The organism is Methylocella tundrae (assembly GCF_038024855.1).
In the GTDB taxonomy this organism is placed as follows: Bacteria; Pseudomonadota; Alphaproteobacteria; order Rhizobiales; family Beijerinckiaceae; genus Methylocapsa; species Methylocapsa tundrae.
Genome location: NZ_CP139089.1, coordinates 596,600 through 608,691, shown reverse-complemented (window position 1 = coordinate 608,691; position 12,092 = coordinate 596,600). Strand labels below are relative to the sequence as shown.

The window sequence follows — 12,092 nt, the reverse complement described above, 5'->3', positions numbered from 1 at the left end:
CCTTCTCAAGGCGATGATACTCTAAACGGGAGCCCGAAGCGCGCAAGCTTCCTTCGCCAGACGCTCGACGGCGGCGTAATCGCCGGCGTTGATCAGCGCGGGCGCGACCATCCATGAGCCGCCGACGCAAGCGACATTGCTGAGCTCGAGATAAGCCTTGGCTTTCTCCGGATTGATGCCTCCGGTCGGGCAAAAGACAAGATCCGGCAAGGGCCCGGCAAGCGACGAGAGATATTTCACGCCGCCCGCGGCTTCGGCCGGGAAGAACTTCATACAGCGAAACCCATGCTCATGAAGCGTCATCGCTTCGGACGCGGTGGCGACGCCGGGGAGCCAGGGAATCGGCGATTTCCGCGCCGCCTTCAAAAGTCGCCGCGTCATTCCAGGGCTGACGAGAAAGGCCGCGCCCGCGTCGATCGCCGCCTCCATCTGATCCGCGTCTGTGACCGTCCCGGCGCCAATGATCGCTTCCGGGAAGGCGCGCGTCAGCATCTCGATGGATTTCAGCGCCGCCTTGGTGCGTAGCGTAATTTCGAGCACGGTGAGGCCGCCGCCGATCAATGATTTCGCCTGGGCCAACGCATCCGCCGCATCGGCGACCTGCATGACGGGGATCACCGGCGCTTGCTTCATCAAAGCCAGGGTGGCATCGGTGTGTTGGTATTGCATAGATCCGCGCCCCTCCGCAGCGATGAATCATTTTCAGGCGAAGCACACTTCTGGTTCGCGTCAAGAAAATGCGATCGAACCGAGAGATAAAGATTTTTCTGATTTTGTGAATCGGAAAATCGCGGGTCGGCGCCGCGTCAGCTGATGCTGCTCGCGCCGAGTTCAGGCCCGCTCGCAACCATGCGAAACATATGGAAAAGTTCGCGGCCATATCCATGCTGATATGAGTCAAGATCGCAGGTCACGAGTTCGCGCTGCTCGAATTCCTCGGGGGAAACATCAGCGCTCAAGAGTCCCGCGACGGCGTCGAGAGTGATGATGTCGCCGTCGCGCAATTTCGCGATCGGTCCGCCCGCTTGCGCCTCCGGCGTCACATGGATCGCCGCCGGGACTTTTCCCGAGGCTCCCGACATGCGCCCGTCGGTGACGAGCGCGACCTTGTGGCCATGCGCCATTACCGACGCCAGAATTGGCGTCAGCTTGTGCAGTTCCGGCATTCCGATCGCCTTGACGCCCTGAAAGCGCACCACCGCGATGAAATCCCGATTGAGCTCGCCGCGCTTGAACGCCGCCTCGACCTCCTCCTGCGCATGAAAGATCAGCGCTGGCGCGCGCACGATATGGCGCTCGGGCGCGACCGAGCTGATCTTGATCACCGCGCGGCCGAGATTACCGTCCAGCACTTTGAGGCCGCCATCGGCCGAAAAGGGGTTCGCCAAGGGGCGCAACACTGACCCGTCGTGGCTCTCAACCGGCGCGTCGCGGAACCTGAGTTCGCCGTCTTCGAGATAAGGCTCTTTTGCATAGTCCGCGAGCGGCGTTCCCGTGACTGTGTTCGCATCGGGATGCAACAGCCCTCCCTTCAGCAATTCACCGATGAGATAGCCCGTGCCGCCAGCGGCGCTGAAGTGGTTCACGTCGGCCGTTCCATTAGGATAGATGCGCGTCAGCAAAGGAACGATCTTCGAAAGCTCGCCGAAATCCTCAAGCGTCAGGATCATTCCGCCCGCGCGCGCCATGGCGACGAGATGGATCACATGATTGGTTGAGCCGCCGGTCGCATGGAGAGCGACGACGCCGTTCACGAAAGCGCGCTCGTCGAGGATCTTCGAGGCGGGCGTATAGTCATTCCCGAGCGCTGTGATGGCGAGAGCGCGCTTGGCGGCGGCGCGGGTGAGCGCATCGCGCAGCGGCGTATTCGGGTTAACGAAGGAGGCGCCGGGCAAATGCAGTCCCATCGCCTCCATCAGCATCTGGTTGGAATTGGCCGTTCCATAGAAGGTGCAGGTTCCGGGCGCATGATAGGAGGCGGCTTCGGCGTCCAAAAGTTCGGCGCGTGACACCTTTCCTTCCGCGTAGAGCTGGCGGATCTTCGATTTTTCGTCATTGGGAATGCCGGACGGCATCGGGCCTGCGGGAATGAACACGGCCGGCAGATGGCCATAGGCTTGCGCCGCGATGACAAGGCCCGGCACGATCTTGTCGCAGATGCCGAGAAACACGGCGGCGTCGAACATGTCATGTGAGAGGGCGATCGAGGCCGAGAGCGCGATGACGTCGCGCGAGAACAGCGACAACTCCATGCCGGCGCGGCCCTGCGTGACACCGTCGCACATGGCGGGAACGCCGCCCGCGACCTGCGCGACGCCGCCCGCCTCCCGCGCCGCCTGTTTGATGATCGCAGGAAAACCTTCATAAGGCTGATGCGCCGAGAGCATGTCATTGTAGGCGGTGACGATGGCAAGGTTCGGCGCGATGTCGGCGCGCAGCTCCTGCTTGTCGTGGACGCCGCAAGCCGCAAAGCCATGCGCGAGATTGGCGCAGCCGAGCGCCCCGCGGCGCGGCCCCTTGCGCGCCATCGCCTCCATGCGCGCGAGATAGGCCTCTCTTGTCGGCCGGCTGCGTTCGACGATGCGCGCCGTCACGCTGGCGACTGTCTGATGAACCATAGCGCCTCTCGATCTTTTCTGCCGTGCATGAAATCGGGCCGCGGGGAGCGCGCTCCGGCAAGCCAAGAAGCTTAACTCGTCTCCTCGTACCAGCTTCTTCCATCCCGCTCAACGAGGGCGGTGGCGGAGGCCGGCCCCCACGTGCCGGCAAGATAGAAACGCGGCTCCAATGGCGATTGGTTCCATGCCTCACGGATCGGATCGATCCAGCGCCACGCCGCCTCGACTTCGTCCCGGCGCATGAACAAGGTCGCATTGCCGCGGATAACGTCCATCAGCAGGCGTTCATAGGCTTCCGGCGCGTAGATCTTGAACGCTTTGGCGAAGTTCATGTCGAGCGGCACATGGCGCATGCGCATCCCGCCGGCCCCCGGCTCCTTCAGCATCAGCCAAAGCTTGATCCCCTCATCAGGCTGGAGCCGGACAACGAGCCGCGTCGGCAAGATCTTCACATCCGCCCCGAAGATCGAATGGGGCACGTTGCGGAACGACACGATAAGCTCGGACACCCTCTTTGGCAGGCGCTTTCCGGTGCGCAAATAGAATGGCGTGCCGGCCCAACGCCAATTGGCGACATTCACCTTCAGCGCGACGAAAGTTTCGATCTCCGTCGCCGGATTGCCGACCTCCTCCGGGTATCCTGGGACGGCTCCCGCGGCGCTGGCGCCGGCGCGATATTGACCCCTGACGGTCAGCGTCTCGGCGTTGCTTGCGTCGATCGGCGCCAGCGCCTTCAGTACTTTGAGCTTTTCGTCGCGCACGGCGTCGGCCTCCATCGAGGCGGGCGGCTCCATGGCGACGAGGCAAAGAAGCTGGAGGAGATGGTTCTGCACCATATCGCGCAAAGCGCCGGAGGATTCATAATAGGCGCCGCGGCCTTCGACGCCGATCGCCTCGGCGACGGTAATCTCGACATGGTCGATATGGGCCGCGTTCCACAAGGGCTCGAACAGAGCGTTGGCGAAACGCAGCGCCATCAGGTTCTGCACGGTTTCCTTGCCGAGGTAATGATCGATTCGATAGATCTGACTTTCGGCGAAGACCGCGCCGATGGCGTCATTGATCTTCGCCGCCGAGGCGGCGTCGCGGCCGATCGGCTTTTCGACGATGATGCGGGAGCTTGGCGTAATCAGCCCGTAGGCGGCGAGCTGGGCGGAGATGGCGCCGAACCTGTCCGGCCCGGTCGCCAGATAAAAGGCCCGGATCGGCGTCGAATTTTCCGGAAATTTCATGCCGAGGACGTCCCATCCGGCGTCCGTTCCAATATCGAGGCTGACATAATCAACTATGCGCAGAAAAGCGTCGACGGCCTCCGCTTTGGTGCCTTCGGGCGCATATTGGCGCAGGGCCTTGGCGATCGTCTGCCGGAAAGCCTCCCCGTCATAATCGTGGCGCGAGGCGCCGATGATGCGCGTCGGCTCGGAGAATTGCCCGTCGAGGAAGCGCCTGAACAAGGCGGGAAATAGCTTGCGGTAAGCGAGATCGCCCGTCCCGCCAAAGACGACGAGATCAAAAGGATCGACCTTTACAATGCGCGAAACCATCGCTTGCCTTTCCTCCATCGTTGACGCGAACACTGCAAGATCCGGTCCGCAGGGCCGATATGATTTCCTTATCTCCGGCAAGCGTCTATCGTCGCCGCAGGCATCATTTCCGGCTAATGGACGCCGGTTCCCGGATCAAAATGATGCGAAATCAATAAATTCCGAGCGCGAGTGCGTTGGCGGACAAGGTGCAAACCTGCCCGGCGGGCGAACGCGCGCCAGAGATGCCCAAGGATTCGGCGTCATCGCACCGACTCGCCGAGCTTTTGCTTTGCAAGCCGCGCCGCGAAACGCTAACCCTGAAACGTGACGATGGCGCCGCCCTTCGACGATTTTGCGGCTTTGGGGAGTTTTTCAATGTCTCTTCTTCGTGAACCTTCGGCAGAGGCTACGCCGATCTGGTTCGTCACGACCGAGACATGGCCGGAGATTCGCGCCGGCCTGCCTCCCGCGGCGGCGGCTTTCGCAGACGCCAATGGCTTTGAGCCAAAGCCCGGGCGCAGTCAAATCCTGCCGAGCGAGGCCGGCGCGATCGCCGCCGTGCTGTTTGGCATTGAGGGCCATGGCGCGCGCGCAAAAGACCTGCTTTTGCCGGGAAAGCTGGCGACCTTGCTTCCGCCGGGACTCTACCGTTTCGCCAACGGCCCGCATGATTCCACACTCGCCGCGCTGTCCTGGCTGCTGTCCGCCTATCGATTCGACCGCTATAAAGCTAATCCGTCCAAGCTGCCGCAGCTCGCAGCGCCAGACGGGATCGACATTGCCCGCATTGAGCGCATCGCCAAGGCCGTGGCTTTCGGGCGCGACCTCATCAGCACGCCCGCCAATGATCTTGGCCCCGCGGCGCTGGAGGCCGCGGCTTTGAGCGTCGCGGCGCAGTTTCAGGCGAGCGCGTCAGTGACGCGCGGCGAAACTTTGCTGGCGGCGAGGCTGCCGCTCATTCACGCCGTCGGCCGCGCCGCCGAAGAGGCCCCGCGCCTCGTCGATTTCAGCTGGGGTGATCCGGCCTATCCGAAGCTCACTCTTGTGGGGAAAGGAGTCTGCTTCGATTCAGGCGGCCTCGACATCAAGCCTTCGGCGGGCATGCTTTTGATGAAGAAAGACATGGGCGGCGCGGCGACGGCCTTGGCGCTCGCCTCGATGATCATGGAGGCGGGATTGAAGCTGCGCCTTCGCGTGCTGCTGCCGATCGTCGAAAACGCCATCGCCGGCAACGCTTTCCGGCCGGGCGACATCTACCCGAGCCGCAAGGGTCTTTCGGTCGAGATCGGCAACACGGACGCGGAAGGACGCCTCATTCTCGCCGACGCGCTGGCGCTGGCCGATGAAGACGCGCCGGACCTCCTCATTGATTTCGCGACCTTGACCGGCGCGGCGCGGGTCGCGCTCGGCCCCGATCTGCCGCCCTTCTATACGGCGGACGAGCAGCTTGCGGCGGAGATTGCCCGCTTCGGTGCCTTGAGCCAGGACCCCGTGTGGCGGCTACCGCTTTGGGACGCCTACGACAAAATGCTCGATAGCAAGGTCGCTGACATCAACAATGTCGGCGGCGGGCCCTTCGCCGGCTCGATCACGGCGGCGCTGTTTCTGCGGCGTTTCGTGGAGCGCGCCAAATCCTGGGTCCATTTCGATGTTTACGGCTGGGCCCCGGCGCAACAATCCGGCCGGCCCGAGGGCGCCGAGATCCAGTCCGCGCGGCTGCTCTATGATCTGGTCGAGGCGCGCTTTGGCGCCCCGGAAGGAGACAGCCCGAGGATCGTCCATCACATCGTCGCCCATATAGACGAGAGCGAGGAAGAATTCGAAGAAGAGATCGGCCACGATGACAAATCGCCGTAACGCTTCGACTTGCTTATGCCCATTCTCGATCGCCGCCTGACCCCTGCCCGCCCCGACCTCGCCGCCGCGCATCTGCGCGGAAAAGTCGAGGCGGACGACTTCGTCGAAGGCCGGCGCGTCACAATCCGCGCGGGACTCGCGGATCTGCGCCCCGAGCCCGCCAATGACGTCTCGATCGACACGCAGGCGCTCTATGGCGAAACCGCGATGCTCTATGAGGACAGCGAGGGGTTCGGCTGGCTTCAGCTCGAGCGCGATGGTTATGTCGGCTATGTTTCGATGGTCGCGGTCGGGGAGTTTGATGCGCCGCCCACCCATCGGGTAAAGGTCAACCGCAGCTTCATTTATCCAGCACCGAACATGAAGCTTCCCATCATCGACGCCCTCCCGCTGGGCGGGAGAGTCAGCGCCGGCGAAACGAGCGGGTCTTTCGTCGCGCTCCAGGGCGGCGGCTTTATGTTCGCCGATCATCTCAGGCCTTTGAACGAGCCTGACCGCGACTTCGTGGCCGTCGCCGAGCGTCTTTTACATGCGCCCTATCTCTGGGGCGGCAAATCGAGCCTTGGCGTCGATTGCTCGGGCCTCGTGCAGATCGCGCTCGACGCGGCGGGCGTAAAATCGCCGCGCGACACGGATTTGCAGGAAAAGGCGCTTGGGGTTCCGCTGGCCGTAAGTGACGATCTCAAAGGTCTCGCGCGCGGCGATCTTGTCTTCTGGCGCGGACATGTCGGCGTCATGCGCGACGCGCAAACGCTTCTGCACGCCAATGCGCATCATATGCAGGTCGCAAGCGAACCCCTCGCAGAAGCGCGGGCGAGAATCGCGGCGGGGACCGGCGCCGCGATTACATCGATCCGGCGGCTGGAGCCGGCCGGCTGACAGGGCCGAGGCCTCGAGATATGGCCGGCTCCGCGCTGGCCTCTGCAAAGTCTGAGCTTAGTCCATTATTGCCGCGGGAAACATAATGTAGTGCAATTATAATACATTATCGCCAAGCTGCTGGATATCTATGTATCTCTCGTGGTCTTGAGACAGGGTCTTCTCAAGATCTGAGGAGATATCAAAATGAAAATGATCAAACTCTCTATCGCCGCGCTGGCTCTGGTGTCGTCTCTTTCAGCCGCTTCAGCCAAAGATGCTTACGTGGAGCATGCCAATAAAGCGGCTACACTGATGACGGGCCGCTCCATCGGCGCCGATAGCGCCGCCAAAGAGGCGCCCGACCCTCTGCATCAGCAGATTTTCCACCGCGGCTGCACGCAGAATTACGGCACTGGCTATTGCGATTGATCGCGCCTCCGCGAATCAATCGGACATTCCCCCAAATAGCGCTGGTCCCGTCCCTGGTTCTGGGACGGGCTGGCTCTTCGTTCAGCGCCGCACGATGGCGCTTCTTTCCTGGTCTTGGGCCCGAACAGAGGTTTTGGCCGCACGGACAGTTGTTCGAGCAGTGAGGAAACCGCAGCGAGCGACGCGGCGTTATCGTGCTAGACGCATGGTGCGACTCATCGCGGAACTGGAGATGCGGACGATGCGCTGGGGACAACATATGGCAATCGTCTTGGCGTTCGTGGCGCCCGCGGTGACGGTCGGGTCCCCTTCGATGGCCTCGCCCCGCGCGCGTCACATAAGCACGCATCATGTCGAAGTCCGTAGCGTCGTCGGCGGCAAATACGCCTCGCACGGCATGCGCGGGCGGCTCACAACGGTTCGGCGGCATGGCCACTTTGCCGAACTGGTCGGTGATCCGGGCAGCGGATATGGCTTTTACCCCTTGCCCTGGGCCTATCGCGCCGGCGCGTGGCGCGCGCGGCAAAGACGGGCGATGGCCTCCGCCGAGGCCATTGGCGTCGCCGTCGCAAGCACGGCCATTTACAGCTATGGCTTCCCCTATGGCGACGATTACGGTTTTGGTCATCACCACGGGGTGTTTAATCCCATTGACGGCTATGGCACGCCCTTTTTCGCGGGCTACTACGGCCCCGCCGGCGGCGCCGGCCAGGAACGCGGACCATTCGGAAACCCGTACAACAAATAGATAATCGATCCCCGATTTCGCGTAACGACTCGAAATCAAGGAATCCCCGGCTGGCGGGCCACTCGCTTCATTAGCAAATTGATTTTCAAGCTCCGCCGCCTTATTTCTTTGTCATGTCGCTTCGCCCCATCATCATTCTGCCCGATCAACGTCTGCGCCTCGTCGCCAAGCCGGTCGTCGCCGTCGACCACGGCGTTCGCACGCTGATGGACGATATGCTCGAGACCATGTATGACGCGCCCGGCATCGGCCTGGCCGCGACGCAAATCGCCGTCGATCAGCGCGTCATCGTGCTCGACGTCGCCAAGCGCAAGGACGAGGGGACGGCGCGGGAACCTATGTGCTTCGCCAATCCCGAAATCCTCTGGGCCTCGGAGGAACTCTCTGTCTATGAAGAGGGCTGCCTCTCGATTCCCGAATATTACGAGGAGGTCGAGCGCCCTGCCCGCGTGCGCGTCGGCTATTTCGACCGGGAGGGACGGCGCTGCGAAATCGAAGCCGACGGCCTTCTGGCGACCTGCCTGCAGCATGAGATCGATCATCTCGACGGCGTGCTGTTCATCGACCATATTTCGCGGCTGAAGCGCGAGCGCGTCGTCAAGAAATTCACCAAAGCGGCCAAGCTGGAGGCGCCCGAACGCAAACGCGCGCCAAAGCCAGAGCGCGCAGCGAGCGCCTCAAGCGGCGGCGAGATCAGATAAAGGCCTCAAAGATCGAGGCGCATTGAACGTCATCCGCGTCATTCTGAGCAAGGCCAAGCCAAGACACGAGCCAGATACGCTTGCTAAAGCTTCTTCACTTCGAAACGGACTTTCCCTCCATCATCCCGGGCTCACCCTTTGCGCATCGTCTTCATGGGAACGCCGGAGTTTGCGGTTCCCGTCCTCACCGAGATCGTCGGCCAGGGCCATCAGGTTGCCGCTGTCTATACGCGCGCGCCAAAACCCGGCGGACGGCGCGGCCTCGAGCCGACGCTCTCCCCGGTCCATGCGGCCGCGCTACGCTTTGGACTTCCCGTTCTAACGCCATCGAGCCTACGCACCGAGGACGCCGCTGCGACCCTCACGGCGCTCGAGCCGGACGCCATCGTCGTCGTCGCCTACGGGCTCATACTTCCGAAAGCCATTCTGGAGATTGCGCCGCGCGCGTGCCTCAATCTGCATGCCTCCCTGCTGCCGCGCTGGCGCGGCGCGGCGCCAATCCAGCGCGCCATCATGGCCGGAGACGATGAGACCGGCGTCATGGTGATGGCGATGGAGGAAGGTCTCGATACCGGCCCCGTGGCGATGGTCGAACGCATCGAAATCGGCCCGGAGGCGACGGCGGACGAAATCCATGACAGGCTCTCCCTGATTGGCGCCGATCTGATGGTGCGCGCGCTAGCGGCCCAAAATCGCGGCAGCCTGCATTTTACGCCTCAAGCCGAAGAAGGCGTCACTTACGCGAAGAAAATTGAAAAGACCGAGGCGCGGATCGATTGGGAGAGGCCGGCCGCCGAGGTGCATAATCTGATCCGCGCGCTCGCGCCTTTTCCGGGCGCCTTCTTCGAGGCCGATCTCGGCAAGGGTTCCGAGCGCATCAAGATTTTGCGCGCCCATCTCGTTGATGGATCAGGCGAACCCGGCGAAGCGCTTGATGATGCGCTGACCATCGCCTGCGGCGAAGGCGCGATCGCAATCATTGAGCTTCAACGCTCGGGCAAGGCGCCGATGTCGGCCGCCGATTTTTTACGTGGCGCGCGCCTTTCGGCAGGAAGCCGGCTCGCGGTGCAAAAAAGCTCCGATGCCGCGCTATAAGCTCATCATCGAATATGATGGCGGGCCTTTTGTCGGCTGGCAGAGACAGGCCAATGGCCTTGCCGTGCAGGAGGCGATCGAGACCGCGCTGCATGCGCTGACCGGCGACAGGGGGGCGATTCGCGGCGCGGGGCGCACCGACGCCGGCGTTCACGCCAGAGGCCAGGTCGCCCATGCCGATCTGACGAAAGACTGGCGTCCTGACGTCTTGCGCGATGCGCTCAATGCCTATCTGCGTCCCTGCCCTGTCGCGATCCTTGCCGCGGAGCGGGTCGCCCACAGCTTCGATGCGCGTTTCTCGGCGGTGCGGCGGCATTATCTTTACAAAATCACCAATCGCCGCGCGCCGCTGACATTGGAGGCCGGCCAAAGCTGGCTGGTCAAAAGGAGGCTTGACGCAGGCGCCATGCATGAGGCCGCGCAAATGCTGCTCGGCTACCATGATTTTACGACCTTTCGAGACTCAGAATGCCAGGCGCAAAGTCCGTTGCGAACGCTCGAACGGTTCGACGTCATGCGCACGCACGAGGAAATTCACATCTTCGCGGCGGCGCGATCCTTCCTGCATTCGCAGGTGCGCTCGATGGTCGGCTCGCTGGAGCATGTCGGCTCCGGCAAATGGAGCATCCATGACCTCGTCGCCGCGCTGGAGGCGCGCGATCGCCGCCGCTGCGGCATGGTGGCGCCGCCCGATGGGCTCTATCTCATGCAGGTCGATTACGCGGACGAAAACCCGGCGGATTAAGCAAACGGCATTGATGCGCCACAGCGCTCTTGCGCGATTTACATGATGTACATCATTTCATATGGAAACATCGCGGCCGCCTTTAGAAAACTGGCGCCTGAACCTGCGGGAATAGCGCAGCGCGCCGTTCATTCTTTCGCGTGGTCGAGGGCGCAACAAAGACGATCGAAATAATGCGAAGAATTAAGGGCGGCCACAGCGCGATGAACGCAAGGGCGTCCGGCTTTTCCGTCAGTACATTGCAGACCGCGGCGCCGAACATTCTATTCATATTACGTTCAGTTCGTCCCTGTCATGCTCTCAACGTTGAAAGTTATGATCGGCGAATCTGGAGACACATATGATTATAAATATCTTGCGGCGCGGCGGCCTCGGCTGCGCGGCTTTGAGCCTCGTTGCATTGGTTTCATCGCCGGCATTTGCCTACACTGGCGAGAAGCTGGCCGGGGAAGCAAAAGTGACCATCGATCAGGCCCGCGCGATTGCCTTGAAAGCGCATCCGGGCAAGATAACGGATGAGGAACTCGAACGGGAGTCCGGTGGGACTGGCCTTCGCTATTCATTCGATATCAAAAGCGGCGGCATTGTACAGGAGGTCGGCGTGGATGCTAAAACCGGCCAGCTATTGGAGAACGCCAAGGAAGGTCCACACCCCGACTGAGATACAACTTAATGCGCCTGAGCGGGCCGACTGTCTGCTCGCAGCCTGGCTGACAAAACGGGGCCCGTCGCGTGAATCGTATTCCTTCGGCTGGATTGAGCAAGGTTCCTGAAGTCACCCTCGTCTTCTGGATCATCAAGATTCTCGCGACGACTCTCGGCGAAACGGGCGGCGACGCGGTATCCATGACGATGAATCTGGGCTATGCGGTCAGCAGCGTCATTTTCATCGGCATCTTTGCCGTCGCCGTCGCCGCCCAGATTGCCGCGAGATCCTTCCATCCGTTCCTGTACTGGGCCGTGATCGTCGCCACCACGACCGCGGGCACGACGATGGCGGATTTTGCCGACCGCTCGCTCGGCGTTGGCTATGCCGGAGGAGCGTCGGTCCTGTTTGTGCTGCTTATGGCTTCGCTCGCTGTGTGGCGCTGGTCCGCCGGGTCCGTTTCAGTTGACGTCATCACTTCGCCGAAAGTTGAAATGTTTTATTGGGGGACCATCCTGTTCTCGCAGACCCTGGGCACGGCGCTGGGCGACTGGATGGCCGACACGACCGGGCTCGGCTATGAAGGCGGGGCGCTCGTATTCGGCGCTGGCCTGTTGTTCATCGCATGGGCGTATTTCTATACGAATGTGTCGCGCACGCTGCTGTTCTGGGCCGCATTCATCCTGACGCGGCCACTCGGCGCAACGGTAGGCGATCTGCTCGACAAGCCACTGGCCGACGGCGGGCTCGCCTTCAGCCGCCTTTATGCTTCGGCTATTCTCGCGGCCGTTATCATCGCCTGCATCCTGTTTCTCCCGCAAAAGGCCGGCAAGCATCCGGAAGCGCGCGAGCAGAGCATATGAATG

The 12,092-nt window shown here is 62.2% G+C and carries 13 protein-coding genes; 10 read left to right on the top strand and 3 right to left on the bottom strand.

Annotation, left to right across the window (positions count from 1 at the left end; genetic code table 11):
• Positions 1 to 21 precede the first annotated feature (21 nt).
• From eda to zwf, 3 genes are all read right to left on the bottom strand, one after another.
• The gene (gene eda, locus SIN04_RS05290; RefSeq protein WP_134486909.1) at positions 22 to 669 is read right to left on the bottom strand and encodes a bifunctional 4-hydroxy-2-oxoglutarate aldolase/2-dehydro-3-deoxy-phosphogluconate aldolase; all 648 of its coding nucleotides are present in this window, start codon (positions 667 to 669) and stop codon (positions 22 to 24) included.
• A gap of 137 nt (positions 670 to 806) precedes the next feature.
• The gene (gene edd / locus SIN04_RS05285; protein WP_134486906.1) at positions 807 to 2,618 is read right to left on the bottom strand and encodes a phosphogluconate dehydratase; all 1,812 of its coding nucleotides are present in this window, start codon (positions 2,616 to 2,618) and stop codon (positions 807 to 809) included.
• Between the two features lie 71 nt (positions 2,619 to 2,689).
• Positions 2,690 to 4,162, bottom strand: coding sequence for a glucose-6-phosphate dehydrogenase (gene zwf / locus SIN04_RS05280; RefSeq protein WP_134486903.1), 1,473 nt, complete (start codon positions 4,160 to 4,162; stop codon positions 2,690 to 2,692).
• On the opposite strand from zwf, the gene SIN04_RS05275 reads away from it, so the two are divergent.
• From SIN04_RS05275 to SIN04_RS05230, 10 genes are all read left to right on the top strand, one after another.
• Positions 4,149 to 4,472 carry a hypothetical protein gene (locus SIN04_RS05275; RefSeq protein ID WP_134486900.1) on the top strand — a complete coding sequence of 108 codons (324 nt, stop codon included), beginning with the start codon at positions 4,149 to 4,151 and terminating at the stop codon, positions 4,470 to 4,472. The genes zwf and SIN04_RS05275 overlap by 14 nt on opposite strands.
• 47 nt (positions 4,473 to 4,519) lie before the next feature.
• Positions 4,520 to 6,001 carry a leucyl aminopeptidase family protein gene (locus SIN04_RS05270; protein ID WP_341264270.1) on the top strand — a complete coding sequence of 494 codons (1,482 nt, stop codon included), beginning with the start codon at positions 4,520 to 4,522 and terminating at the stop codon, positions 5,999 to 6,001.
• A gap of 15 nt (positions 6,002 to 6,016) precedes the next feature.
• Positions 6,017 to 6,880 (top strand): NlpC/P60 family protein, encoded by an 864-nt coding sequence (locus SIN04_RS05265; RefSeq protein WP_134486894.1) that lies wholly within the window; start codon positions 6,017 to 6,019, stop codon positions 6,878 to 6,880.
• A 186-nt stretch (positions 6,881 to 7,066) separates the two neighbouring features.
• Positions 7,067 to 7,291 (top strand): hypothetical protein, encoded by a 225-nt coding sequence (locus tag SIN04_RS05260; RefSeq protein ID WP_134486890.1) that lies wholly within the window; start codon positions 7,067 to 7,069, stop codon positions 7,289 to 7,291.
• Positions 7,292 to 7,550: 259 nt separating this feature from the next.
• Positions 7,551 to 8,039 (top strand): hypothetical protein, encoded by a 489-nt coding sequence (locus SIN04_RS05255; RefSeq protein WP_134486887.1) that lies wholly within the window; start codon positions 7,551 to 7,553, stop codon positions 8,037 to 8,039.
• Positions 8,040 to 8,152: 113 nt separating this feature from the next.
• The gene (def, locus tag SIN04_RS05250) at positions 8,153 to 8,740 is read left to right on the top strand and encodes a peptide deformylase (protein WP_134486884.1); all 588 of its coding nucleotides are present in this window, start codon (positions 8,153 to 8,155) and stop codon (positions 8,738 to 8,740) included.
• Positions 8,741 to 8,893: 153 nt separating this feature from the next.
• The gene (gene fmt / locus SIN04_RS05245; RefSeq protein ID WP_134492295.1) at positions 8,894 to 9,835 is read left to right on the top strand and encodes a methionyl-tRNA formyltransferase; all 942 of its coding nucleotides are present in this window, start codon (positions 8,894 to 8,896) and stop codon (positions 9,833 to 9,835) included.
• On the top strand, positions 9,822 to 10,580 hold the full coding sequence (gene truA, locus SIN04_RS05240) for a tRNA pseudouridine(38-40) synthase TruA (protein WP_134486881.1): 759 nt from the start codon (positions 9,822 to 9,824) through the stop codon (positions 10,578 to 10,580). Before fmt ends, truA begins: the two co-directional genes overlap by 14 nt.
• A gap of 340 nt (positions 10,581 to 10,920) precedes the next feature.
• Positions 10,921 to 11,241: a PepSY domain-containing protein gene (locus tag SIN04_RS05235; protein WP_134486878.1), complete on the top strand. Its 321-nt coding sequence runs from the start codon at positions 10,921 to 10,923 to the stop codon at positions 11,239 to 11,241.
• A 71-nt stretch (positions 11,242 to 11,312) separates the two neighbouring features.
• Entirely contained in the window at positions 11,313 to 12,089 is a 777-nt protein-coding gene (locus SIN04_RS05230; RefSeq protein ID WP_134486875.1) for a hypothetical protein, read from the top strand.
• Positions 12,090 to 12,092 lie beyond the last annotated feature (3 nt).